Source organism: Pseudomonas mosselii, from assembly GCF_003205295.1.
GTDB lineage: Bacteria > Pseudomonadota > Gammaproteobacteria > Pseudomonadales > Pseudomonadaceae > Aquipseudomonas > Aquipseudomonas mosselii_B.
In genome coordinates this window covers 131,116-155,510 of record NZ_QJRP01000002.1, presented here as the reverse complement: position 1 = coordinate 155,510, position 24,395 = coordinate 131,116, and the positions used below count along the sequence as shown (strand labels likewise).

Below are 24,395 nucleotides of genomic sequence, written 5' to 3'. Positions count from 1 at the left end.
TCAAAGTTGCCTAGTATAACGGCTCCGGCGGCTTTGCTGTGGTCGCCCGACGTGGCGCTGCGGTAGACTCCCAGCCCTTGTCCCGCGGCCCAGTGATGCTTTCCGATGCTCGAACAGTACGTCAAGAAGATCCTCACCTCGCGCGTCTACGACGTTGCCGTCGAAACCCCGTTGCACAGCGCCGGGCAGTTGAGCAAGCGCCTGGGCAACACGGTGCTGCTCAAGCGCGAGGACCTGCAGCCGGTGTTCTCGTTCAAGATCCGCGGGGCCTACAACAAACTCGCGCAACTGAGCGCCGAGGAACTGGCCCGCGGCGTGGTCACCGCCTCCGCCGGCAACCACGCCCAAGGCCTGGCCCTGGCGGCGCGGGAGCTGGGGATCAAGGCGACCATCGTCATGCCCAAGACCACCCCCGAGATCAAGATCGAAGGCGTGCGTTCCCGGGGCGGCAAGGTGGTGCTGCACGGTGACACCTTCCCCGAGGCGCTGGCCTACTCGCTGAAGCTGGTGGAAGAGAAGGGCTTCGTCTACATCCACCCCTACGACGATCCGCACACCATCGCCGGACAAGGCACGGTGGCCATGGAGATCCTGCGCCAGCACCCGGGCCAACTGGACGCGATCTTCGTGCCGGTCGGCGGCGGCGGGCTGATTGCCGGGATCGCGGCGTACGTGAAGTACCTGCGCCCCGAGATCAAGGTGATCGGCGTCGAACCGGACGACTCAAACTGCCTGCAGGCCGCCATGGACGCGGGCGAGCGCGTGGTGTTGCCGCAGGTCGGGCTGTTCGCCGACGGCGTGGCGGTGGCGCAGATCGGCCAGCATACCTTCGATATCTGCCGCCACCATGTGGACGAGGTGATCACCGTCAGCACCGACGAGATCTGCGCGGCGATCAAGGATATCTACGACGATACCCGCTCGATCACCGAACCTGCCGGAGCTTTGGGCGTGGCCGGCATCAAGAAGTACGTCGAGCTCAAGGGCGTTGCCGGGCAGACCCTGGTGGCCATCGACTCGGGCGCCAACGTCAATTTCGACCGCCTGCGCCATGTGGCCGAGCGCGCCGAACTGGGCGAGAAGCGCGAGGCGATCATCGCCGTGACCATCCCGGAACGCCCTGGCAGCTTCAAGGCCTTCTGCGAGGCCATCGGCAAGCGCCAGATCACCGAATTCAACTACCGCAAGCACACCTCGGACGAGGCGCATATCTTCGTCGGCGTGCAGACCCACCCTGAAACGGACCCGCGCGCGGCGTTGGTCCAGCAGTTGACCAAACAAGGCTTCCCGGTTACCGACCTGACCGACAATGAACTGGCCAAGCTGCACATCCGCCACATGGTCGGCGGCCACTCGGCCGGGGCCAGCGACGAGATGGTGCTGCGCTTCGAGTTTCCCGAGCGGCCGGGCGCGCTGTTCAACTTCCTCAACAAGCTGGGCGGGCGCTGGAACATCTCGATGTTCCACTACCGCAACCACGGCGCCGCCGATGGCCGGGTGGTCGCAGGCCTGCAGGTGCCGGAGGAGGAGCGCCACCTGGTGCCGGCGGCGCTGGCCAAGATCGGCTATCCGTACTGGGACGAGACCGAGAACCCGGCCTACCAGCTATTCTTGGGCTGAACACGCCACACTGACCTCGCGGGAGCGGCGGTGCGCCGATGCGACTTGCCCCGCGACGAGGGCATCAGCAAGAAGGACGATCACGAAATGGAACACCTGACCACCCTCAAGACCCTGCATATCCTCGCCACCGCCCTGCTATTGCTGGGCGCCCTGGGCCTGGCGACCTGGACTGTTCGCGCCCGCCGCCAGGGCGATACCGAGGCCTATGGCAAGCTGTTGCGCCGACCACTGGTGTTCGTCTGGCTGCTGATGGGGCTGTGCCTGGTGAGCATGCCATTCACCGGCTGGTGGCTGGTGCACCTGGTCGGCTGGCCGCTGGGGCAGACCTGGGTACTGGCGTCCAGCGTCATCTATACGCTCGGCGCGTTTGCCGTGTGGTGGCTGGTGGTGCGCCTGAACCGACTGCGCAAGGCTGAAACCGTGGGTTTGAAGTTCACCTTGGCGTTGGCGGTGTTCAGTGGCGTCTGCTTCCTGTCCATTGCAGGCCTGATGGGCGCCAAGCCGATCTGAAGCATCGCGGGGCAAGCCCGCTCCCACGCCAGATCGGGTTGCGCCCAAGATATTGGACATCAATCCAACGCCCGGAAGCAGTTCAGATCGTGGGAGCGGGCTTGCCCCGCGATCAGGCCTTCAATTGCGCAACGAAATAACCGGCCACCCACGCCGCTCGGCCTCGACCCGCAACCTCGGATCCGGATCCACTGCCACCGGGTTCGCCACCACCTCCAGCAACGGCACATCGTTCAGCGAGTCGCTGTAGAAGTAGCTGTCTTCCAGGTCGAACCCGTTCTCCAGCATCCAGCGCGCAAGCCGCGTCACCTTGCCTTCACGGAAACAGGGTATATCGGTACTGCGCCCGGTATAGCGCCCGTCCTGCGTTTCGCATTCGGTCGCCAACAAGGTACGCACGCCCAGGCGGCGGGCGATCGGCGCGGTGACGAAGCGGTTGGTGGCGGTGATGATCACCAGTTGGTCGCCCGCCTCGCGGTGCTGCTGCAGCAACGCCAGGGCCCTGGGCAGGATGATCGGCTCGATGCAGTCGCGCATGAACTCGCGGTGCCACTGCTCCAGTTGCGCAGGCTCGCTGGCCGCGAGGATCTCCATGGAAAAGGCCAGGTAGGCCTGCATGTCCAGGGTACCGTTGAGGTAGTCCTGGTAGAAGGCGTCGTTGCGTTGCTTGTAGGCGATCGGGTCGAGAATGCCCCGCTCGCACAGGTAGTCACCCCAGGCGTGGTCGCTGTCGCCACCGAGGAGGGTATTGTCCAGGTCGAATAAAGCCAGGCGCATCGCGGTCACTCGCATCAGCCACGGAAGAGTCCCGCAGAATACGGAGTTTTCACCTCGCTGCACATAAGCTTGGCGGGCGCGTTGCTGCGCGCTCGGGCTTTGTGGAACAATGCGTTGACATGCGTTTGCGAGGTTGCTGCCGTGATCGACCCGGATGGTTTTCGCCCCAATGTCGGGATCATTCTCACGAATGATGCCGGGCAGGTGCTATGGGCTCGGCGGATCAACCAGGATGCCTGGCAGTTTCCCCAGGGTGGCATCAACCCTGACGAGACGCCGGAAGATGCCCTGTACCGCGAGCTGAACGAAGAAGTGGGCCTGGAACGCCAGGACGTGGAAATTCTTGCCTGCACCCGTGGCTGGTTGCGTTATCGTTTACCCCAGCGCCTGGTGCGCACCCACAGCCAGCCGCTGTGCATCGGCCAGAAACAGAAGTGGTTCCTGCTACGCCTGGTGAGCAATGAGCAACGGGTGCGCATGGACCTCACCGGCAAACCGGAATTCGATGGCTGGCGCTGGGTCAGCTACTGGTATCCGCTTGGCCAGGTGGTGACATTCAAGCGCGAGGTATACCGCCGCGCCCTGAAAGAGCTAGCCCCGCGCCTGCTGACGCGCGACTGACGACGGAGTCCGACCCCGAGCCATGCTCAATACGCTGCGCAAGATCGTCCAGGAAGTGAACTCCGCCAAAGATCTCAAGACGGCGTTGGGTATCATTGTCTTGCGCGTCAAGGAGGCGATGGGCAGCCAGGTCTGCTCGGTCTACCTGCTCGACCCGGACAGCAACCGCTTCGTGCTGATGGCCTCCGAGGGCCTGAACAAGCGCTCCATCGGCAAGGTCAGCATGGCCCCCAACGAGGGCCTGGTCGGCCTGGTCGGTACCCGCGAGGAGCCGCTGAACCTCGAGAACGCCGCCGACCACCCGCGCTACCGCTACTTCGCCGAGACCGGCGAAGAGAAATTCGCCTCCTTCCTCGGTGCGCCGATCATCCACCACCGCCGCGTGGTGGGGGTACTGGTCATCCAGCAGAAGGAGCGCCGCCAGTTCGACGAGGGCGAAGAGGCCTTCCTGGTCACCATGAGCGCCCAGCTCGCCGGGGTTATCGCCCACGCCGAGGCGACCGGCTCGATCCGCGGCCTGGGCCGCCAGGGCAAGGGCATCCAGGAGGCCCGCTTCGTCGGCGTGCCAGGCTCCCCGGGCGCCGCCGTCGGCCGATCGGTGGTGATGTTGCCGCCCGCCGACCTCGAGGTAGTGCCGGACCGCACCGTCGAGGACATCGACAACGAACTCAAGCTGTTCAACAACGCCCTCGAAGGTGTGCGCGAGGACATGCGCAAGCTGTCGGCCAAGCTCGCCACCCAGCTGCGCCCCGAAGAACGCGCGTTGTTCGATGTATACCTGATGATGCTCGAGGACGCCGCCCTCGGTGGCGAAGTGGTCGAGGTCATCAAGACCGGCCAGTGGGCCCAGGGCGCCCTGCGCCAGGTGGTCGGCGAGCACGTCAACCGCTTCGAGCTGATGGACGACGACTACCTTCGCGAGCGCGCCTCGGACGTCAAGGACCTGGGCCGACGCCTGCTGGCGTACCTGCAGGAAGCCCGTTCACAATCGTTGGTCTACCAGGACAACACCATCCTCGTCAGCGAGGAGCTGACCCCCGCCATGCTCGGCGAGGTGCCGGAAGGCAAGCTGGTGGGCCTGGTTTCGGTGCTGGGCTCGGGCAACTCCCATGTGGCGATTCTTGCCCGTGCCATGGGCATCCCGACCGTCATGGGCGTGGTCGACCTGCCGTACTCGAAGGCCGACGGCATCGAGATGATCGTCGACGGCTACAAGGGCGAGGTGTTCACCAACCCCGGCGAGGTACTGCGCAAGCAGTACAGCGATGTGGTCGAGGAGGAGCGCCAGTTGGCACGTGGCCTCGACGCCCTGCGCGAGCTGCCGTGCATCACTCCGGACGGCCACCGCATGCCGCTGTGGGTCAACACCGGCCTGCTCGCCGACGTGGCCCGCGCCCAGCAGCGCGGCGCCGAGGGCGTCGGCCTGTACCGCACCGAAGTGCCATTCATGATCAACCAGCGCTTCCCCAGCGAGAAGGAACAGCTGGCGATCTACCGCGAGCAGCTGCAGGCGTTCCACCCGCTGCCGGTGACCATGCGCAGCCTCGACATCGGCGGCGACAAGTCGCTGTCGTACTTCCCCATCAAGGAAGAAAACCCGTTCCTCGGCTGGCGCGGCATCCGCGTCACCCTCGATCACCCGGAAATCTTCCTGGTGCAGACCCGCGCCATGCTCAAGGCCAGCGAGGGCCTGAACAACCTGCGCATCTTGCTGCCGATGATTTCCGGCATCCACGAGCTGGAAGAAGCCCAGCACCTCATCCACCGCGCCTGGGGCGAGGTGCGCGACGAGGGCACCGACGTGCCGATGCCGCCGGTGGGGGTGATGGTGGAGATTCCCGCCGCCGTGTACCAGACCCGCGAGCTGGCGCGCCAGGTGGACTTCCTTTCGGTCGGTTCCAACGACCTGACCCAGTACCTGCTGGCGGTCGATCGCAACAACCCGCGGGTCGCCGACCTGTACGACTACCTGCACCCGGCGGTGCTGCAGGCCCTGCAGACCGTGGTCAGCGTTGCCCACGAGGAAGGCAAGCCGGTGAGCATCTGCGGCGAGATGGCCGGCGACCCGGCTGCGGCGATCCTGCTGATGGCCATGGGCTTTGACAGCCTGTCGATGAACGCCACCAACCTGCCGAAAGTGAAGTGGATGCTGCGCCAGATCAACCTGGGCAAGGCCAAGGAGCTCTTGGCCGACGCCATGAGCCATGACAACCCGCAGGTTATCCACAGCTCGCTGCAACTGGCGCTGAAGAATCTTGGCCTGGCGCGGATGATCGGGCCGAACAAGACCCTTTGATCGTCTGTACCGGCCTGATCGCGGGGCAAGCCCCGCGATCAGGCTGGACTCACACCTCTAGGCTGATCTCGCCCAGATGCCCACCAAACGGCCCGAAACTGCGCTCGACCATCCGCCGACGCCCCTGGTCATCGACGATCAGCACCGTGCTCGCCCGCGTCCCATAGTTCTGGCTGGCGATGAACACGCTCGACAGCAACCGCTCGGTGGCTAGCCCCACGCCGGTCTCCGGCAATTCGCCGTCTGGCGCGGGCTGCACATCGCCCAGCAGGGCCAATAGCCGTTGCGGATCAGCGGCCTCGAGCAATCCCTCAAGCCCACTGCGCGCCTTGACCAGCTTCGGCCACGGCGTATCCAGCCCGGCATTCGAAAGCCCGTAGATACCAGGTTCCAGCAGGCGCGGCGCGGCCTCGCGGGCATGCAGGTAGCCCAGCCGCCCGCCATCGCCCACCAGCAGGTTGAACCCCGAGTACTGCCCGCTGCGGCTGGCCACTTGGTCCAGATAGGCCTCGACCCCCAGCTCGCCCTGCAGGTACGCCGCCACCAGCTCGCCCCGTGAGCGCGGCCCCAGCGGCTGGCGCGGGTCACGGATGTTGGTCAGCGCCGCGAAGCGCCCGTTCGGCCCCACGCCAAGCCAGGTTCCGCCGGCCTCCAGGTCACGCCCGGCATGCACCCCCGGTGCATCCTCCCAGGCTGCCAGGGCCTGGGTCGGTCGGGCGTAGAACTCGTCGCGGTTGGCCGCGACGATCAGCGGCCGGACTGTCCCCGGCCGCCAGGCGAATACGATCAGGCACATAGGTTGTCCCCTGTGTTTTCGGCCACTCTACCCGCGCCGCCGACCGCTATCCATCATCTGACACAGAGTTCACTAGAGCGCCGGGCGCGGCTTCCGTTACCATGCCGGATTGTTTTCCACTGGGGCCACGAATGGAATTCGCTCTCTATCTGCTGTTGGGCGCCTGTGCCGGCGTGCTGGCCGGGCTGTTCGGTGTCGGTGGCGGCATCATCATCGTGCCGGTGCTGGTGTTCAGTTTCACCCTGCAGGGCTTCGACCCTTCGGTGCTGACCCACCTGGCGGTCGGCACGTCGTTGGCGACCATCGTCTTCACTTCGATCAATGCCGTGCGCGAGCACCAGCGCAAGGGCGCGGTGCAGTGGCCGATCTTCGCCTGGATGACCGTGGGCATCCTGCTCGGCGCGCTGGTCGGGGCCAAGACCGCCTCGCTGATCCAGGGCCCGATGCTGCAGAAGATCATCGGCGTGTTTGCCCTGGTGATCGCCGCGCAGATGGCCCTGGACCTCAAGCCCAAGGCCAGCCGCGGCATCCCCGGCAAGCCCGGATTGACCGCCGCAGGCGGGGTGATCGGCTGGGCCTCGGCCATTTTCGGCATCGGCGGCGGCTCGCTGACCGTGCCGTTCCTCACCTGGCGCAGCCTGCCCATGCAGCAGGCAGTGGCGACGTCGTCGGCCTGCGGCCTGCCGATCGCCCTGGCCAGCGCCCTGGGCTTCATCTGGCTGGGCTGGCATGAGGAACACCTGCCGGCCCACAGCCTGGGCTACGTCTACCTTCCGGCGCTGGTCGGCATCGCTGCCACCAGCATGTTCTTCGCCCGCTACGGCGCGCGTCTGGCGCACAAGCTGTCGCCGCGTGTGCTCAAGCGCCTGTTCGCCGCGCTGCTGTTCTGCGTCGGACTCAGCTTCCTTATCTGAACCTAGAGGAAAGACAATGCTGCCTTACCCGCAGATCGACCCCGTGGCCGTGGCCCTCGGTCCACTGAAAATCCACTGGTACGGCCTGATGTACCTGATCGGCATCGGCGGCGCCTGGTTGCTGGCCTCGCGCCGGTTGAACCGCTTCGACCCGACCTGGAGCCGCGAGAAACTCTCCGACCTGGTGTTCTGGCTGTCGATGGGGGTGATCGTCGGCGGGCGCCTGGGCTATGTGCTGTTCTACGACCTGCACCAGTACCTGGCCAACCCGACGCTGATCTTCGAGGTGTGGAAGGGCGGCATGTCGTTCCACGGCGGTTTCATCGGCGTGATGCTGGCCGCGCTGTGGTTCGGCAAGCGCAACAACAAGTCGTTCTTCGAGCTGATGGACTTCGTCGCGCCGCTGGTGCCGATAGGCCTGGGCGCCGGGCGCATCGGCAACTTCATCAACGCCGAACTGTGGGGCAAGGCCACCGACGTGCCGTGGGCGATGATCTTCCCGCCGTTCAGCGACCCGGCCCAGTTGCCGCGTCACCCGTCGCAGCTGTATCAGTTCGCCCTCGAAGGTGTGGCATTATTCGTCATTCTCTGGCTGTACTCGCGCAAGCCGCGCCCGACCATGGCCGTTTCCGGCATGTTCGCGCTGTTCTACGGCATCTTCCGCTTCATCGTGGAATTCGTGCGGGTACCCGACGCCCAGCTGGGCTACATCGCCTTCGGCTGGTTGACCATGGGTCAGTTGCTCTGCGTACCGATGATTCTCGGCGGCATCTTCCTGATCTGGTGGGCCTACAACCGTAAACCGTCGGCCAAGGCCACCGTCTGATTTCCACGGCAGGGGCGATCCCCCTGCCGTTCTTGCTACAGGTAAGCCATGAAACAGTATCTAGATCTGGTCCGTGACGTCATCGACAACGGCACGCTGCAGGAAAACCGCACCGGCATCCGCACCATCAGCCTGCCGGGCGCCATGCTCAAGTTCGACCTGCAGAAGGGCTTCCCGGCCATCACCACGCGCAAGCTGGCGTTCAAGTCGGCGATCGGCGAGATGGTGGGCTTTTTGCGCGGCGTGAAGAACGCCGGCGAGTTCCGCGAGCTGGGCTGCAAGGTCTGGGACCAGAACGCCAACGAGAACGCCCAGTGGCTGGCCAACCCGTTCCGCCAGGGCCATGACGACCTCGGCGAGATCTACGGCGTGCAATGGCGCCAGTGGCCGGGCTACAAGCGCATCCCGCTGAGCAACCCGGCGGCCATCGAGATGGCCGAGCAGGCAGGTTTTCGTCGCATCGCCCAGGACGAAGAGGACGGCCAGGCGTTCGTCATCCTGTACAAGGCCATCGACCAGGTGCGCCAGTGTCTGGACACCATCGCCAACGACCCGGGCAGCCGCCGCATCCTGTTCCACGGCTGGAACTGCGCCCAGTTGGATGAAATGGCCCTGCCCCCGTGCCACCTGCTGTACCAGTTCCACCCGAATGTCGAGACCAAGGAAATTTCCCTTACCCTCTACATCCGCTCCAACGACCTGGGCCTGGGCACGCCGTTCAACCTCACCGAAGGCGCGGCGCTGCTGTCGCTGTTCGGCCGCCTGACCGGCTACACCCCGCGCTGGTTCACCTACTTCATCGGCGATGCCCATGTGTACGAGAACCACCTGGACATGCTCAATGAGCAGATGAAGCGTGAGCCTTTGGCGGCACCGAAGCTGGTGATCAGCGACCGCGTGCCGGCCTTCGCCGAGACCGGCAGGTACGAGCCGGAGTGGCTGGAGAAGATCGAGCCGAGCGACTTCTGGCTGGAAGGCTATGAGCACCATGCGCCGATGACGGCGCCGATGGCGGTGTAGCTTTTCAGATTGCCGGGGCTGCCTTGCAGCCCATCGCGACACAAGGCCGCTCCCACAGGTAGGCTGCAGAACCTGAAACTGCGCTGTACCTGTGGGAGCGGCCTTGTGTCGCGAAAGGGGTGCGCAGCGCCCCCAGTACTTTCAATGCCCGTGGCTTCTGCCCACATGCGTATGCTCTATCTCCGGCACCGTCACCGCCCCATTGGTTTCCAGCTGCTGCAGAATCGCGCACTCCGCCCCCTGCGCATTGCATTGCAGGCGCAACTCCACCAGCTGCGCCTGCAGCGCCACCAGCCCGTCGATCCTCGCCTGCACATGCTCGATATGCTCGTCGATCAGCGCGTTGACGCTGCCGCATGAGCCGTCGGGGCTGTCGCGCAGGCTCAACAGGCTGCGGATTTCATCGAGGGTCATGTCCAGGGTGCGGCAGTTGCGGATGAAGGTCAGCCGCTCGACATGGGCCTGGGTGTAGAGCCGATAGTTGCCGTCGCTGCGGGCGGGCTCGGGCAGCAGTTGCTCGCGTTCGTAGTAGCGGATGGTCTCCACGGCGCAGTCGGTGGCCTTGGCCAGTTCTCCGATCTTCATGGCAAATCTCCAGCAAGGGGCTTGACCCTATAGTGGCTACAGGGTGTTCACTTGGCAACAACCCACTCTGCGGATAACTGCAGAGGCCAGTGCTCAGTTAAGGATGATTCCATGAACCAGCCTGTCAGCCCCGATCACAAGCATGACCACGCGCATGGCCATGAGCCCCACGCCCACAGTTGCTGCTCCAGCAAGGCTGCCCCGGCCCTGGTGCAACTGACCGAGAAGGCCAGCGCCCAGGCGCAGCTCAGCCGCTTTCGCATCGAGGCCATGGACTGCCCCACCGAACAGACCCTGATCCAGGACAAGCTGGGCAAGCTGGCCGGCATCGAGCAGTTGGAGTTCAACCTGATCAACCGGGTGCTTGGCGTGCGCCACACGCTGGCCGGCACCGCCGAGATCGAGCGGGCCATCGACAGCCTGGGCATGAAGGCCGAACCGCTGGCTGCCGAGGACGACGGCGCCGCCAGCGCGCCCCAGCCGAACAGGACCCGCTGGTGGCCGCTGGCACTGTCGGGTGTCGCGGCAATCGCCGCAGAAATCGTGCACTTCTCCGGCAAGGCGCCGGAGTGGGTGGTCGCCGCGCTGGCCCTGGCGGCGATCCTCGGCTGCGGCCTGGGCACCTACAAGAAGGGCTGGATCGCCCTGAAGAACCGCAACCTCAACATCAATGCCCTGATGAGCATTGCCGTGACTGGCGCCGTGCTGATCGGCCAGTGGCCGGAAGCGGCCATGGTCATGGTGCTGTTCACCATCGCCGAGCTGATCGAGGCGCGTTCGCTGGATCGCGCGCGCAATGCCATCGGCGGCTTGATGCAACTGGCGCCGGACCTGGCCACCGTACAACAGGCTGACGGCCAGTGGCGCGAACTCGATGTGCGCGAGGTATCGATCGGCGCCCTGGTGCGGGTACGTCCGGGCGAGCGTATCGGCCTGGATGGCGAGGTGGTCAGTGGCCAGTCCAGCGTCGACCAGGCGCCGATCACCGGCGAGAGCCTGCCGGTCGAGAAGGCCGTGGGCGACAAACTGTTCGCCGGCACCATCAACCAGGCCGGAGCGCTGGAGTACCGCGTCACCGCCGCCGCCGGCCAGTCGACCCTGGCGCGGATCATCAAGGCGGTCGAGGAGGCCCAGGGCGCCCGTGCGCCGACCCAGCGCTTCGTCGACCAGTTCTCGCGCATCTACACCCCGGTGGTGTTCGCCGTGGCCCTGGCCGTGGCGGTGATCCCACCGCTGTTCATGGCCGGCGCCTGGTTCGACTGGATCTACCGCGCCCTGGTGCTGCTGGTGGTGGCCTGCCCGTGCGCGCTGGTGATCTCGACCCCGGTGACCATCGTCAGCGGCCTGGCCGCGGCGGCGCGAAAGGGCATCCTGATCAAGGGCGGCGTGTACCTCGAAGGCGGGCGCAAGCTGGACTTCCTCGCCCTGGACAAGACCGGCACCATCACCCACGGCAAGCCGGTGCAGACCGACAGCAAGGTCCTCGACCCGCTGTTCGAAGGCCGAGCCCAGGCACTGGCCGCCAGCCTGGCCGCCCGCTCCGACCACCCGGTGTCCGGCGCCATCGCCCTGTTCGCCAAGGACCAGGGCCTGGCCTTGAGCGAGGTCACCGAGTTCGCCGCCTTGGCCGGTCGCGGTGTGCGCGGCGATATCGAGGGCCAGACCTACCATCTGGGCAACCATCGCCTGGTGGAAGAGCTCGGCCTGTGCTCCCCGCAGCTCGAGGCGCAACTGGATGTGCTCGAGCGCCAGGGCAAGACCGTGGTGCTGTTGCTCGACCGCTCCGGCCCGCTGGCGCTGTTCGCCGTGGCCGATACGGTCAAGGACAGCAGCCGCCAGGCCATCGCCGAACTGCACGAACTGGGCATCAAGACTGTCATGTTGACCGGCGACAATCCCCACACCGCCCAGGCCATCGCCGCCCAGGTGGGGATCGATCGCGCCGAGGGCAACCTGCTGCCGGCGGACAAGCTGGCCAGCATCGAGCGCCTGTACGGCGAGGGCCATCGGGTCGGCATGGTCGGTGACGGCATCAACGACGCACCGGCCCTGGCCCGTGCCGAGATCGGCTTCGCCATGGCCGCCGCCGGCACCGACACTGCCATCGAGACCGCCGACGTGGCACTGATGGACGACGACTTGCGCAAAATCCCGGCGTTCGTCAGGCTGTCGCGCCAAAGCGCGGCGATCCTCACCCAGAACATCGTGCTGGCCCTGGGGATCAAGGCGATCTTCCTGGCAATCACCTTTGCCGGCATGGCCACCATGTGGATGGCGGTGTTCGCCGACATGGGCGTGAGCCTGCTGGTGGTGTTCAACGGTTTGCGCCTGCTGCGCAAATAAGCGCCCGCAGCGCAGAACAGAGGTTATCCACAATGCTGAGCGCCGAGCTCAAAGCCTTCTACATGGTGGCTCGCCTGGGCAGCATCACCCTGGCGGCGAAGAAGCTCGGGCTCAGCCAGCCGACGGTGACCACGCAGATCCGCAATCTCGAAGGCCAGTACAACGTCGAGCTGTTCTATCGCGGTGGCCGGCGCCTGGTGCTGAGCGAGGAAGGCGTGCGCCTGCTACCGATGGTCAAGGCACTGCTGCAGCAGGAGGCCGACATCGAATTCGAGCTGCGCAACAGCGGCCAGGCCCAGGGCAGCCTGCGCATCGCCGCCACGGCGCCCTACTACATCCTCGACCTGGTGAAGATCTTCCGCGAGCGCCTGCCCCAGGTGGAGGTGGCGGTGGAGATCGGCAACTCGCAGCAGGTGCTGGAGATGCTCGAGGATTACCGGGTGGATATCGCCGCTTCCTCGCAACTGCTCGAAGATGCACGCCTGGTGCGCCGGGTGCTGGGCACCGACCCGCTGGTGGTGGCGGTGCACCGCAATCATCCGCTGGCCCAGCGTCAGGCGGTATCCATCGACGTGGTGGCCGGGCATTGCCTGCTGATGCGCGAGCAGGGCTCGACCACGCGCAAGCTGACCGAGCAGATGATGCAGGAGGCCAACGTGAAGGCTGGAGCGCAACTGGAGATCGGCAGCCGCGAGTCGATCCGCGAAGCGGTGCTGCGCAACATCGGCATCAGCATCATTGCCCGCCACGAGGTGCCGCATAACCCGGAGCTAAGGGTGCTGGCGCTGGAGGATGCGCCGGTGATGCACGAGTACCTGTACTGCCTGAAGGAGCGGCGCCAGGCGCGGTTGCCGGCGGCTTTTCTGGGCGTGGCGCAGGAAGTGGTTGGCTCGCAGTTCTGAAACGGCCTGCAATGACGTCATCGCCGGCAAGCTGGCCTGCCGGCGATGGCGCAGCGGGTTATTTCACGTTGACGGTGATTTTCTGCGACTCGACGCTCGGCTTGAACGGCACGTGGTACTTGTCACCCAGCACCAGTTGCAGGGTGTGCTTACCCGGCGTGAGGGTGATGGTCGCCTCGGTCTGCGCCTTGCCGAAGTGCAGCACCTGTGGGCCGGCCGGCAGCGGCGCGTTGTTCTCGGGCATCAGGCTGGTGGGCAGCGGCTGGTCGGCCAGGGGGGCCTTGTCCACGTCCACCAGCAGGTGGTGATGGCCGGAGTGCGGGGTCTGGTCGCCCGCGGGCTTTAGGTCCATGCCTTCGATGCCGAATTTGACGGTGAAGGTCTTGTCGACCGTGGCCCCGTCGGCGGGGGAAACGATGAAGACCTTGGCGCCTTCCGGTGGCTGCTCGCTCTTCAGCGCATCCGCGGCACTGGCGAACACCGACGCCCCCATCAGCAGACCGGCGACGGCAGCACGCGAAAATAGGCTTTTCATTCACTTCTCCTGTGATTCACTTCAATTGACCGCTATCACTTAAACGAAGTACGGCGGTACTTCACCATAGTCCAACGCGACCGGCAGAGGTTCAAAAACAGGGACAGAAATATTTCAGGGCAGAAGAAAACCTTGCCGCGACCTGGAGGTCATAGGCTGCGTTCGCCCGAGGTAGACGAGAAAGCCACGGCGAATGCAATTCATCTGCCGAACAAGAAAGGGGCTCTCATGCGTTTGACCATTGGCATTCTGCTGGCGGTACTGTTCAGCCCATTGGCCCAGGCCGAACTGATCGATGAAATCAACGACCGTGGCGAACTGCGCATCGCCGTGCTTGGCGACGCGCCACCCTATGCGTTCAAGGAAAACGAACACCTGACAGGCTTCGAGATCGAATTGGGGCAGGCCCTGGCCAAGGAGCTGGATGTACGGGCCGAGTTCGTCGAGACTCCCGCCGAAGAGGTGCTCCCCGGAGTGGAAAGCGGAAAGTTCGACATGACCTTCAACCAGCAAGACATCGAACTGAGCGACAAGCTCGACGCCATTCGGGCCCTGGCCAGCCAGAAGCTGGTGATCCCGTACCAGAAGGGCAATCCAGCCTTCGAAGCGGCGGTGAACAATGCCCTGCAGCGGATCGAGGACGATGGTCGGTTGGCTGAGCTGGAGAAGAAATGGCTTACGGCTGCGCGCGAGACCAGTGCCGAACAGTAGTCATGCTACCAATGCAGGTCTGCGCCGACCTGTAGGAGCGGCCTTGTGTCGCGAAAGGGCCGCAAAGCGGCCCCGGCTATCTTTGCGTCAACACTGAAATTCTGGGGCCGCTACGCAGCCCTTTCGCGACACAAGGCCGCTCCTACAGGGATTGCGCATGGCCTGAAGAATGGGGTCACCCGCAAAATCGGCTGACTACAGGTAGCTTTCAAGCAACGCTCGCTGCGCGTCTTCCAGCTCCAGCTCGCTGAACACCTGCACCCCTTCTCGACGCAGCAAGGCCGTGGTCACCCCTTCCCCCGCCACCTTTACACCGCTGAAGGTGCCGTCATAGGTCTGCAGGTTGCCACACGACGGGCTGCCGGACTTGAGCACCGCCACACGGATGCCATGCCGGCGCACCAGCGCCAGCGCCAGTCGGGCCCCGGCCAGAAACGCCTCGCTGACATCGTCGCCGGTCACCGTCAGCACCTGTGCCTGCCCATCCAACACCGCACCACCCTGTCCGCCCGGAATCTCCGCAGGCGGTCGCGGCGTCGGCAAGCCACCGGCCACCTCCGGGCACAGCGGCACCACCCGGCCTTCGGCCTGCCAGCGCTGCAAGACATCGGGATGGCCGCTGGCACGTCCGTCATAGCGTACCGGCTGGCCCAGCAGGCAGGCGCTGACCAGCACCTTCGGCCGCTCAGAACGGGTCATTGCCACGGCGCCGGAACCAGCCGGTCAACGACAGGCGCTCACGCCCGGCCGGGAGCACTTCATGCGGGACTTCACCCGACAGGAACACCACCAGGCTGCCCGCAACCGGCTGCACGTCGTGTTCGACACCGTCCTGCAGGAACATGCGCAGCTGCCCGCCATCCTCCGGCTGCCAGCTTTCATTGAGGTAGAGCACGGCCGACACCATGCGCCGGTCGTCGTCACGAAAGCGGTCGAGATGGCGCTTGTAGAAAGCCCCTGGCGGATACAGGGCAAAATGGCACTCGAAATCCTCCAGCCCCAGGAACAAGCCCTGGTTGATGGCCTGGCGCAGGCTGTCCATCGCGCCCAGGTAGCGGTCGCAGACCGCCGATTCGCCGGGATCGAGCCACTGGATCTGGTCGCCACGGATCGCCTCGCGGATCTCCTGCGCGGCACCGCGACCAATGCTGGCAGGGTTGAGCTCGCCTTCGGCGTGACGGCGACGGCATTCGGCCGCCAGCGCGCGCGACAGCTCGTCGGGCAGGAAGCGAGGTTGCTGCGACCAGCCACGGGTGGCCAGGTCGTCGACGATCGTCGACAGCAGCGGATGTTCGAAAGGAGTGTGCATGGCGCATCATAGCCATTCGGCAACCGCTCGCACAGCGCCACTTGGTCAGGAAGCGCCGCTGGCGACTCGACAAAGCCCCGCCACGCCTAGGACAATAGCGGCCTGCCGACAGGAGTCCTGAATGCGCCGTCTGTTTTCCCTGCTTCTGCTGATGATCTGCACCATGCCTGTCTGGGCAGACAACCTCGATCAGCTGTACAAGGCCGCCGGCTGGCCCGACCAGCGCGCCCATTTCAACGATGCCGTGAGCGCCGCCCAGCAGCGCTACCGCAACAGCCTGCCGCCTGCTGTCTACCAGGCGCTGGTCAACAACAGCAACCAGCGCTTCCAGGCCCAGGCCATGGACCGCCGGGCCCAGGCGCAACTGCGCGCCAACCTGGCAAACCCCTCGCCGGCCCTCGCGTTCTTCCAGTCGCCGCTGGGGCGCAAGGTGGTGGCCGCCGAGCTGCTGGCCACGCGCAAGGACCAGTTGGCCAAGAACGCCAAGGGCCTGCCGAAGATCCAGGCCAGCGACAACCGCCTGCTGATCGTCGGTCACCTGGCCCAGGCCCTGCCGGCCCGCGAAGCCGGCGCCGAGGTCAGCCTGGCAATTGCCGGGGTGGCGGCCGACAGCCTGAGTTCGATGCTGCCCGGCCTGTTCGGCGGCGGCCAGGCGCAGAACCTGCTCGATGGCCAACGCCAACGCCTGATGAACCAGGTTGGCGAAGACCTGAACAATACCCTGCTGTACGTCTATCGCGACCTGTCGGACGCCGAGCTGGAGGAGTTCGCCACCTTTGCCGAGTCCGCCGACGGCCAGGCCTACTACAAGGCGGCGGTCACCGCGGTACGCGCGGCCCTGGCCGTGGGCCAGAACGCCGCCGAGCTGAAGTGATCAGCCCAGGCGCTGGCCGATGAAGTCAAAATAGCGCTGACGGATGCCGGGCAGCTCGTTGGCCAGGTGATGCCGCGCCTCGGGCAGCATGAGGATCTGCGGCTCGGCGAACTTGGCCTTGAGCACCTTCAGGTTGTAGGGCCAGTCCACCGTGCCGTCCGCCTCGCCCTGCACGATCAAAGGCCGGCGTGTGCTGCGCGGTGCGGCTTCGATACGCCGGACCCACTTCATCAGCGCCCCGACCCAGGCGGTCGGCAGGCGCCGTGGCTGCAGCGGGTCGGCCTCGAGGAAGGGCAGGAAGGCCGGGTCGTTGGTGTTCTCGCTGAAGCGCCGCTCGATGCCGTTGACGAAGTGGCGCAGCACCCGATAGCTCAGTTTCGACCAGTGCCAGGCACGCGGGCGCACCAGGGGCGCCAGCAGGATCACCTGGCCGTCGACTGGGCTGCGCTCACCCTGGTGCAGCAGGTGATCGACCGCGATCGCCCCGCCGGTACTCTGTCCACACAGATGCCAGGGGCGTGGCAGTTCCAGCAGACGGGCCTGCTCGAACAGTGCATCAAGCACTTGCTGGTAGATGCCGAAGTCGTCGATGCTGGCGCGCTCGCCGCTGGACAGGCCATGGCCTGGCAGATCGCAGCCGATCACCGCGTAGCCCTGGCCCAATGCCCATTCGATCACATGCCGGTACAGGCCCATGTGATCGTAGTAGCCGTGCAGCAGGAACAATGTCGCCATCGGTTGCTCCGGCAGCCAGAGCTGGCCGACCAGATCGAAGCCCGCCACCTGGAAGCCGCCCAGCCAACTGTGCGCGGGCAGATCCAGGCCGTAGAAGCGCTGGTAGGCCTGGCCCTGGGCGGACAATGGCTGGCGATCGACGAGGGGCGACAGGCTGGTACGCAGCGGGTCGGGATTGAAGCTGGCGGGCATTGGTACATCCAGTGTGCAGCAAGTATTGATCTGCGATATTCAGCTCTGGGCCACGCCATGGCAAGCTGCACCCCCACTCATCGGGCAGCCCGGCTCCTGTGGGAGCGGGTTTACCCGCGAATACGATGGTACAGCCACCGCCGCATTCGCGGGTAAACCCGCTCCCACAGAAGCCTGTGTCGCTCCAAGGCTCTGCGGACCGCCCATGCCAACCCGAAACACCAAGACATTATTCGCCACTCTCTGCGTCCTGCTCTGCGCCACCGTCCTCTGGTGGGCCTACGACAGCTTCCAGTCCCGCTACCTGCGCACCTTCGACAACCAGACCACCTTCTTCGACGGCAGCCAGCTGCGCCTGCCCCCCGAGCTGGCAGGCCCGGGCCCGATCCGCGTGGTGCACTTCTGGGACCCGGCCTGCCCCTGCAACGTCGGCAACCAGCAGCACCTGGGCGAACTGGTCGAGCACTTCGCGCCGCAAGGCATCAGCTTCCATGTCGTGCAGCGCCCCGACAGCCACGGCCAGCTGCCGGCTAACCTCGCCGCGCTCAAGCCGCTGGCCAGCCTGCCGGGCAGCGAGCAGCTGCCGGCCACCCCCGCCGTGGCCATCTGGGACCGCGACGGCAACCTCGCCTACTTCGGCCCCTACAGCGAAGGCGCGGTGTGCAATTCCAGCAACAGCTTCATCGAGCCGATCCTCACGGCGCTGAATGAAGGCCGCCGGGTGCAGGCATCCAATACCCTGGCAGTTGGCTGCTATTGCCCCTGGGCCGGCTGACGCACCCGCGCCGGGTTACCCACCACCACTGCCCCGGCCGGCACATCCCGGGTCACCACGCTGCCCGCGCCGACCACGGCGTTATCACCGATGGTCACCCCCGGCAGGATGATCGCCCCGCCGCCGATCCAGACATTGTCGCCGATGATCACCGGGCGCCCGCTTTCCAGGCCACTGCGGCGCAGGCCCGGGTCAAGAGGGTGGTCGGCGGTGTAGATCTGCACCGCCGGGGCGATCTGGCAATCGGCGCCGATGCGTACTGGCAGCACGTCGAGGATCACGCAGTTGAAGTTCATGAAGGTGTTCGCGCCCACGCTGATGTTGTAGCCGTAGTCGCAGAAGAACGGCGGGCGAATCACCACACCTTCGCCCACGCTGGCGAAATGCTCCGCCAACAGGCCATGACGCGCCTCGTTGGGCTGCTCGACACTGCTGTTGTAGCGGTGCATCCAGTGTCGGTTGGCGGCCTGTTCGGCCTGCAGCTCGGGGCAACCCGCGTGATAGAGCTGACCGGTCAGCATCTTCTGTTTTTCGCTCAGGGACATGGAAACTCCTTCCAGGGGACTATGCTCAGTTCGCGAATCCGCCGATGATCGGACCACATTTTCTCGTTCGAGTGCACAAGGAGTCTCGATGAAGCGCAGCCTGACCTTGCTGGCGGTGGTGATCGCCGTGGCCGCTGCAGGCACCGGTTACTGGTACGTGCGGGGCAAGCAGCCGCAACGTGACGGCGAGGTGGCCGTCGGTGGGTTGCAGGCACCGGTCAGCGTGCGCTTCGATGCCCGCGGCGTGCCGCACCTGCAGGCGCAGAACGAGCAGGACCTGTACCGCGCCCTGGGCTACGTGCACGCCCAGGACCGTCTGTTCCAGATGGAGATCATGCGCCGCCTGGCCCGTGGCGAACTGGCCGAGGTGCTGGGCGACAAGCTGCTGCAAACCGACACCCTGTTCCGCAGCCTGCGCATCCGCGACCAGGCGGCCCTGATGGCGCAGCGCCAGGACCGCGAGTCGCCGGCCTGGCAGGCGCTGCAGGCGTACCTGGACGGCATCAACCAGTGGCAGGCCGGCCATCCCAAACCGATGGAGTTCGACCTGCTCGGCATCCCGCCACGCCCCTTCACTGCCGAGGACACCCTGAGCATCGCCGGCTACCTCGCCTACAGCTTCGCCGCGGCATTCCGCACCGACCCCGCGCTGACCTACATCCGCGACCAGCTCGGTCCCGAATACCTGAAGATCTTCGACCTCGACTGGCAGCCTGACGGCGCCGTGGCCACGCCCCTGGCCGCCGCCGACTGGCGCAGCCTGGAGCAACTGGCGAGGCTGAGCCATGACGCCCTGGGCGATGCCGGCATCCCGCAGTTCGAGGGCAGCAACGCCTGGGCTGTGGCCGGCAGCCGCACCCGCAGCGGCCGGCCGTTGCTGGCGGGCGACCCGCACATCAGCTTCGCCGTGCCGGCCATCTGGTACGAAGCCGAACTGTCGGCACCGGGTTTCAACCTGTATGGCTACTTTCAGGCACTCAACCCGTTCGCCCTGCTCGGCCACAACCGCGACTTCGGCTGGAGCCTGACCATGTTCCAGAACGACGATGTCGACCTGATCACAGAGCGGACCAACCCGCAGGACCCCGAACAGGTGATGGTCGACGGCAAATGGCAGCCACTGGAAAAGACCGAGCAGAAAATTGCGGTCAAGGGCTCCGAACCGGCCAGCATCACCCTGCGCCGCTCGCCCCATGGCCCGATCGTCAACAGCGTGCTCGGCGATACCGCCGGCCCGACGCCCATCGCCATGTGGTGGGCGTTCCTGGAAACCGACAACCCGATCCTCGAAGGCTTCTACCAGATCAACCGCGCCGACACCCTGGGCAAGATGCGCGAGGCGGCGGCCAAGGTCCAGGCGCCGGGGCTTAACCTGGTATGGGCCAACGCCCGCGGCGATATCGGCTGGTGGGCGGCGGCGCGGCTGCCGATCCGCCCGGATGGCGTCAACCCGGCGTTCATTCTCGATGGCGCCAGCGGCCAGGCCGACAAGCCGGGGTTCTACCCGTTCAGCGCCAACCCGCAGCAGGAGAACCCGGCCAACGGCTACATCGTCTCGGCCAACTACCAGCCGCCCGGCGCCGTTCCCGTACCCGGCTACTACAACCTGGCCGATCGCGGCCGTCAGCTCGATCGCCAGCTGAGCAACCCGGACATCAAGTGGGACACCCAGAACAGCCAGGCCCTGCAGCTGGACACCAGCACCGACTATGGCCCGCGCACCCTGGCGCCGCTGCTCGGCACCTTGCGCAACGTCGCCCAGGGCGACGAGGAAAAGGAGCTGGTCGAGCAGTTGGCCGCGTGGCGCGGTGACTATCCGCTGGACTCCACCAGTGCCACGCTGTTCAACCAGTTCCTCTACGAGCTGGCATTCGCCGCCCTGCACGACGAACTGGGCGACACCTGGTTTCCGGTGCTGCTCAGCACCCGCGCCATCGACGCCGCCCTGCCGCGCCTGGCCGCGGACCCGGCATCGCCCTGGTGGAACCAGCGCGGCGGCAACGAACGCACCGACCGCAGTGCCATCGTGCGCCTGGCCTGGCAACGCAGCCTCAAGCACCTGCGCGAGACGTTCGGCAAGGACCCGGCCAGCTGGCAATGGGGCAAGGCCCATACCCTCACCCACAACCATCCGCTGGGGGTGAAGAAGCCGCTGAACCTGCTGTTCAATGTCGGCCCGTTCGCCGCGCCAGGTACCCACGAGGTGCCGAACAACCTGTCGGCGAAGATCGGTCCGGCGCCCTGGCCGGTCACCTATGGGCCTTCCACCCGCCGGGTGATCGACTTCGCCGATGCAGGCTCCGCATTGACCATCAACCCGGTCGGGCAGAGCGGCGTGCCGTTCGACCGGCATTACGGCGACCAGGCCGAGGACTATATCGAGGGGCGCTACCACAAGGCGCGGATGGGGATGATTCCGGCACAGAGCACGTTGCGGCTGGTGCCCAGATAGAAACTGGGGCTGCTTTGCAGCCCCGTTCAGGCAATCAGCCCTGCCACTTGCCGCCTTCGACGATCACGCTCTCCGGCTTGGTGTCGTCGCTCAGCTCCTTGCGCACATACTGGTCGTACAGCTTGAGCAGGAACTTCTCCTCGCCCAGCTTGGCCAGCTCGCTGTTCACCCAGTCGCGCAACTCGGTGTTGCCCTTCTTCACCGCCGGGGCGATCGGCGCCTCGTCACCCAGCAGCTGCGGCAGCACGCGGTAGCCCGGGTTCTGCTTGGCCCAGCTGAACAGGATCAGGTTGTCCTGGGCATAGGCATCGCCACGGCCATTGGCCAGCGCGGCCAGCGACTCGGTGTTCTTCTCGAACTTGAGCAGCTTCCAGTCCGGGTGGTTCTTGGTCAGCCAGATATCGGCGGTGGTGCCGGTGGTGACGATGATGGTCTTGTCGGCCAGGTCGTCGAGCTTCTGCACCGGGCTGCCATCGGCGACGATGGCCTGCACCGCCACGCGCAGGTTGGGGTTGGTGAAGTCCACCGCCTCCTTGCGCTCGGGGGTGACGGTCATGTTGGCGAGGATCAGGTCGACCTTGTCGCTCTGCAGGAACGGAATGCGGCTGGCAGGCTCGACGGCGACGAACTCGACCTTGCTTTCATCGCCCAGCAGGTCCTTGGCGAAGCGGCGGCCGATATCGGTGTCGAAGCCCACATAGCGCCCGCCTTCATCGACGAAGCCGAACGGTGGCTTGTCGGTGAACACGCCGACGATCAGCTTGTCGCGGGCCTTGATGGTTTCCAGGTAGCTGGTGGCCGGCGAGGCGGCGGCGGGCTTGGCCGGGTCTTCGGATTTGTTGCAGCCGGCCAGCAGGGCCAGGCCAAGCAAGGGAGCGAGCAGTTTGGCGAACGGGGCAGTCTTCATGACAGTTCCTTGTGCAGTGTCTTGGGCAGGCTTTCGACGAACGAGAATTTCTCCAGGAACTGCTGCGCGCGTGCGCTCTGCGGTTGGGTGAAGAAGCGCTCGGGGTGGTTCTGTTCAAGGATCCTGCCGGCCTCCATGAACACGATGCGGTCGGCCACCGCGCGGGCGAAGGCCATTTCGTGGGTGACGATGAGCAGGGTCATGCCTTCGCGGGCCAGGCCCTGGATCACCTGCAGCACCTCCTTGACCATCTCCGGGTCGAGGGCGGCGGTGACCTCGTCGAACAGCATCACCTGGGGGTTCATGCACAGCGAACGGACGATGGCGATCCGTTGCTGCTGGCCACCGGAAAGCTGGCGGGGAAAGGCGTCGCGCTTGTCCAGCAGGCCTACCCGGGCCAACAGCGCCTCGGCCTGGGTCTGGGCCTCGCGGCGTTCGCGCTTCTGCACCTTCAGCGGGCCCAGCAGCAGGTTGTCGATCACGCTCATATGGCCGAACAGGTGGTAGCTCTGGAATACCATGCCGACCCGCTGGCGCACCTGGCGCCAGTTGGTGTCCGGGCCGAGCAGTTCCTGGCCGTCGAGGCGCAGGCTGCCGCCCTGGGCCTCCTCCAGCCCGTTGAGGCAACGCAGCAGGGTGCTCTTGCCGCAGCCGCTGGGGCCGAGGATCACCACCACCTCGCCGGCCTGGACCTTGAGGTCGATGTCCGCGAGCACCTGGTGCTGGCCGAAGAACTTGTTGAAACCTTGGAATTCGATCAATGGATTCATGCGTGGGCCCAGCGCCGCTCCAGCACGCGGGAAGCGGCCGACAGCGGATAGCAGACAAGAAAGAAGAACAGGAACAGCGCGCCGTAGATCAGCACCGACTCGTAGGTGCGCTCGATGATCTGCTGGCCCGCCTTGATCACTTCGACCACGCCGATCAGCACTGCCAGCGAGCTGGTCTTGATGATCCGCGTGTAGATATTGATGGTCGGCGGGGTCATGCGCTTGAGCGCCTGGGGCAGCAGCACGTAGCCGTACAGCTGCCAGCCGCCCAGGCCGATCGACAACCCCGCCTCGCGCTGCCCGCGTGGCAGGGACTGCAGTGCGCCGCGCACCACCTCGCCGACCTCGCTGGCGCCCCACAGGCCCAGCACCAGCACCGCGCACCAGAAGCTGGGGATGCTCAGGCCGAAGAAGATCGGCAAACCGAAGAACACCAGGTACAGCCAGACCAGCACCGGAATCGCCCGGAACAGCTCGAGGTACACCTGCAGCAGGATGTTCAGCCAACGGTTGCCGAGGGTCGCCAGCACGCCGTAGAGCACGCCGCCCAGGCTAGCGAACAGGATGCCCAGGGCCGAGATCGCTAGCGTCTGCCCAGCACCCGCGGCCAGTTGCGGCAGCGAAACCAGCAGCAGCTCAATGCCCGAACTGGCCATGTTGCAGCCTCCGTTCCAGGTAGCGCAGCAGCAACGACAGCGGCAGGAAGATCAGCACGCAGAGCAGGGTCAGCACGGCGAGCATTTCATAGGTCTTGTAGTACAGGGCGATGTAGTTCTTGGTGGTGTAGAGGATCTCCGGCACCGCCACCGCCGAAACCACGGTGGTCTCCTTGAGCAGGAACACGAAGTTGGCGAACAGTGCCGGCAGGCTGAGGATGCCGGCCTGGGGCAGGATCACATGGCGCAGCAACTGGCCCTCGGAGAGCCCGATGGAACGCCCGGACTCCAGCTGCGCCCGCGGCACGGCCTCGACCCCGGCGCGCAGCACCTCGGTGAGGTAGGCACCGCCCATGAACGTCAGGGTGATTATCGCGGCGGCGAAGCCGGACACCTTCAACCCCAGGCTGGGCAAGGCGAAGTAGACGAAGAACAGCTGGATCAGCAACGGTGTGTTGCGGGCCAGTTCCACGTAGCCCTTGACCAGGCGCCACAGGTACGGCGTGCGCAACACCAGGATCGTCGCGTTGAGCAACGCCACCAGCAACGAGGTGACGATGGCGATCGCCCCGACTTGCAGGGTCACGCCAACGGCCTTGAAGAAGGCCGGCAGCGTGCTAAGCATGAAAGCGGTGTCGAAGCTCATGGAAGGGGCCTCGACACAAAGTCACGAAGGTACGGCATGGGGCAGGTCCAGGGTCGGCACGAGGGTGGCTCGGCG

At 65.7% G+C, this 24,395-nt stretch carries 25 protein-coding genes; 13 read left to right on the top strand and 12 right to left on the bottom strand.

The features are described 5' to 3' along the window. Window positions 1–105: 105 nt before the first annotated feature. Together ilvA and DMX06_RS02590 are read left to right on the top strand one after the other, a co-directional pair. Entirely contained in the window at window positions 106–1,620 is a 1,515-nt protein-coding gene (gene ilvA, locus DMX06_RS02595) for a threonine ammonia-lyase, biosynthetic (protein WP_110734299.1), read from the top strand. Window positions 1,621–1,707: 87 nt separating this feature from the next. Beyond that, window positions 1,708–2,133 carry a DUF2269 family protein gene (locus DMX06_RS02590; protein WP_110734654.1) on the top strand — a complete coding sequence of 142 codons (426 nt, stop codon included), beginning with the start codon at window positions 1,708–1,710 and terminating at the stop codon, window positions 2,131–2,133. Between the two features lie 120 nt (window positions 2,134–2,253). Here DMX06_RS02590 and DMX06_RS02585 read toward each other — a convergent pair whose 3' ends face one another. Next, window positions 2,254–2,910 carry a histidinol-phosphatase gene (locus DMX06_RS02585; RefSeq protein WP_110734297.1) on the bottom strand — a complete coding sequence of 219 codons (657 nt, stop codon included), beginning with the start codon at window positions 2,908–2,910 and terminating at the stop codon, window positions 2,254–2,256. A 141-nt stretch (window positions 2,911–3,051) separates the two neighbouring features. Here DMX06_RS02585 and DMX06_RS02580 point away from each other — a divergent pair, with 141 nt between their 5' ends. Together DMX06_RS02580 and ptsP are read left to right on the top strand one after the other, a co-directional pair. After that, entirely contained in the window at window positions 3,052–3,531 is a 480-nt protein-coding gene (locus DMX06_RS02580; RefSeq protein ID WP_028688498.1) for an RNA pyrophosphohydrolase, read from the top strand. 22 nt (window positions 3,532–3,553) lie between these two features. After that, a complete protein-coding gene (gene ptsP / locus DMX06_RS02575) occupies window positions 3,554–5,827 on the top strand; it encodes a phosphoenolpyruvate--protein phosphotransferase (RefSeq protein ID WP_110734294.1) in 2,274 nt (757 codons plus the stop codon). A gap of 49 nt (window positions 5,828–5,876) precedes the next feature. Here ptsP and DMX06_RS02570 read toward each other — a convergent pair whose 3' ends face one another. Then, on the bottom strand, window positions 5,877–6,623 hold the full coding sequence (locus tag DMX06_RS02570; RefSeq protein ID WP_110734292.1) for an NRDE family protein: 747 nt from the start codon (window positions 6,621–6,623) through the stop codon (window positions 5,877–5,879). A 131-nt stretch (window positions 6,624–6,754) separates the two neighbouring features. Between DMX06_RS02570 and DMX06_RS02565 the strand changes: the two genes are divergently transcribed. From DMX06_RS02565 to DMX06_RS02555, 3 genes are read left to right on the top strand one after another with little or no spacing between them, the layout of a single operon-like run. Further along, window positions 6,755–7,537 (top strand): sulfite exporter TauE/SafE family protein, encoded by a 783-nt coding sequence (locus tag DMX06_RS02565; RefSeq protein WP_050707397.1) that lies wholly within the window; start codon window positions 6,755–6,757, stop codon window positions 7,535–7,537. Window positions 7,538–7,553: 16 nt separating this feature from the next. Next, complete coding sequence (gene lgt / locus DMX06_RS02560; protein ID WP_023630701.1) at window positions 7,554–8,363, top strand: prolipoprotein diacylglyceryl transferase; 810 nt, start codon at window positions 7,554–7,556, stop codon at window positions 8,361–8,363. Window positions 8,364–8,411: 48 nt separating this feature from the next. After that, window positions 8,412–9,383, top strand: a complete 972-nt coding sequence (locus DMX06_RS02555; protein ID WP_110734290.1) for a thymidylate synthase — start codon at window positions 8,412–8,414, stop codon at window positions 9,381–9,383. Between the two features lie 141 nt (window positions 9,384–9,524). On the opposite strand, the gene cadR is transcribed toward DMX06_RS02555, so the two are convergent. Further along, window positions 9,525–9,968, bottom strand: a complete 444-nt coding sequence (gene cadR / locus DMX06_RS02550; RefSeq protein WP_110734288.1) for a cadmium resistance transcriptional regulator CadR — start codon at window positions 9,966–9,968, stop codon at window positions 9,525–9,527. Between the two features lie 111 nt (window positions 9,969–10,079). Between cadR and DMX06_RS02545 the strand changes: the two genes are divergently transcribed. Next, window positions 10,080–12,311, top strand: coding sequence for a heavy metal translocating P-type ATPase (locus DMX06_RS02545; RefSeq protein WP_110734285.1), 2,232 nt, complete (start codon window positions 10,080–10,082; stop codon window positions 12,309–12,311). A gap of 32 nt (window positions 12,312–12,343) precedes the next feature. Further along, window positions 12,344–13,213: a LysR family transcriptional regulator gene (locus DMX06_RS02540; RefSeq protein WP_110734283.1), complete on the top strand. Its 870-nt coding sequence runs from the start codon at window positions 12,344–12,346 to the stop codon at window positions 13,211–13,213. A gap of 58 nt (window positions 13,214–13,271) precedes the next feature. Here the strand turns inward: DMX06_RS02540 and DMX06_RS02535 are convergent, their stop codons facing one another. Further along, window positions 13,272–13,748 carry a DUF4399 domain-containing protein gene (locus DMX06_RS02535; protein WP_062359824.1) on the bottom strand — a complete coding sequence of 159 codons (477 nt, stop codon included), beginning with the start codon at window positions 13,746–13,748 and terminating at the stop codon, window positions 13,272–13,274. Between the two features lie 228 nt (window positions 13,749–13,976). On the opposite strand from DMX06_RS02535, the gene DMX06_RS02530 reads away from it, so the two are divergent. Beyond that, the gene (locus DMX06_RS02530; protein ID WP_110734281.1) at window positions 13,977–14,459 is read left to right on the top strand and encodes a transporter substrate-binding domain-containing protein; all 483 of its coding nucleotides are present in this window, start codon (window positions 13,977–13,979) and stop codon (window positions 14,457–14,459) included. Window positions 14,460–14,654: 195 nt separating this feature from the next. Here DMX06_RS02530 and DMX06_RS02525 read toward each other — a convergent pair whose 3' ends face one another. Beyond that, window positions 14,655–15,158 carry a DUF523 domain-containing protein gene (locus DMX06_RS02525; protein ID WP_110734279.1) on the bottom strand — a complete coding sequence of 168 codons (504 nt, stop codon included), beginning with the start codon at window positions 15,156–15,158 and terminating at the stop codon, window positions 14,655–14,657. Beyond that, window positions 15,145–15,768: a 2OG-Fe(II) oxygenase gene (locus DMX06_RS02520; RefSeq protein ID WP_110734277.1), complete on the bottom strand. Its 624-nt coding sequence runs from the start codon at window positions 15,766–15,768 to the stop codon at window positions 15,145–15,147. The genes DMX06_RS02525 and DMX06_RS02520 overlap by 14 nt, the downstream gene beginning before the upstream one ends. A gap of 121 nt (window positions 15,769–15,889) precedes the next feature. Here DMX06_RS02520 and DMX06_RS02515 point away from each other — a divergent pair, with 121 nt between their 5' ends. Further along, window positions 15,890–16,642, top strand: coding sequence for a DUF2059 domain-containing protein (locus tag DMX06_RS02515; RefSeq protein ID WP_110734275.1), 753 nt, complete (start codon window positions 15,890–15,892; stop codon window positions 16,640–16,642). Here the strand turns inward: DMX06_RS02515 and DMX06_RS02510 are convergent, their stop codons facing one another. Beyond that, window positions 16,643–17,569 (bottom strand): alpha/beta hydrolase, encoded by a 927-nt coding sequence (locus DMX06_RS02510; RefSeq protein WP_110734273.1) that lies wholly within the window; start codon window positions 17,567–17,569, stop codon window positions 16,643–16,645. A gap of 205 nt (window positions 17,570–17,774) precedes the next feature. On the opposite strand from DMX06_RS02510, the gene DMX06_RS02505 reads away from it, so the two are divergent. Then, window positions 17,775–18,344, top strand: a complete 570-nt coding sequence (locus DMX06_RS02505; RefSeq protein WP_110734271.1) for a DUF6436 domain-containing protein — start codon at window positions 17,775–17,777, stop codon at window positions 18,342–18,344. Here DMX06_RS02505 and DMX06_RS02500 read toward each other — a convergent pair. Continuing rightward, window positions 18,323–18,889: a sugar O-acetyltransferase gene (locus DMX06_RS02500; RefSeq protein ID WP_110734269.1), complete on the bottom strand. Its 567-nt coding sequence runs from the start codon at window positions 18,887–18,889 to the stop codon at window positions 18,323–18,325. The two genes, DMX06_RS02505 and DMX06_RS02500, sit on opposite strands and share 22 nt — an antisense overlap. An 88-nt stretch (window positions 18,890–18,977) precedes the next feature. Here DMX06_RS02500 and DMX06_RS02495 point away from each other — a divergent pair, with 88 nt between their 5' ends. Continuing rightward, window positions 18,978–21,341 (top strand): penicillin acylase family protein, encoded by a 2,364-nt coding sequence (locus DMX06_RS02495; RefSeq protein ID WP_110734267.1) that lies wholly within the window; start codon window positions 18,978–18,980, stop codon window positions 21,339–21,341. A 34-nt stretch (window positions 21,342–21,375) separates the two neighbouring features. Here the strand turns inward: DMX06_RS02495 and DMX06_RS02490 are convergent, their stop codons facing one another. The 4 genes from DMX06_RS02490 to DMX06_RS02475 are packed head-to-tail and all read right to left on the bottom strand — an operon-like array spanning window position 21,376 to window position 24,320. Continuing rightward, complete coding sequence (locus DMX06_RS02490; protein WP_110734264.1) at window positions 21,376–22,248, bottom strand: transporter substrate-binding domain-containing protein; 873 nt, start codon at window positions 22,246–22,248, stop codon at window positions 21,376–21,378. After that, window positions 22,245–23,018, bottom strand: a complete 774-nt coding sequence (locus tag DMX06_RS02485) for an amino acid ABC transporter ATP-binding protein (protein ID WP_110734262.1) — start codon at window positions 23,016–23,018, stop codon at window positions 22,245–22,247. The genes DMX06_RS02490 and DMX06_RS02485 overlap by 4 nt, the downstream gene beginning before the upstream one ends. Then, window positions 23,015–23,674, bottom strand: coding sequence for an amino acid ABC transporter permease (locus DMX06_RS02480; RefSeq protein WP_110734260.1), 660 nt, complete (start codon window positions 23,672–23,674; stop codon window positions 23,015–23,017). The genes DMX06_RS02485 and DMX06_RS02480 overlap by 4 nt, the downstream gene beginning before the upstream one ends. After that, on the bottom strand, window positions 23,655–24,320 hold the full coding sequence (locus DMX06_RS02475) for an amino acid ABC transporter permease (protein WP_050707417.1): 666 nt from the start codon (window positions 24,318–24,320) through the stop codon (window positions 23,655–23,657). Before DMX06_RS02475 ends, DMX06_RS02480 begins: the two co-directional genes overlap by 20 nt. Window positions 24,321–24,395: the final 75 nt, after the last annotated feature.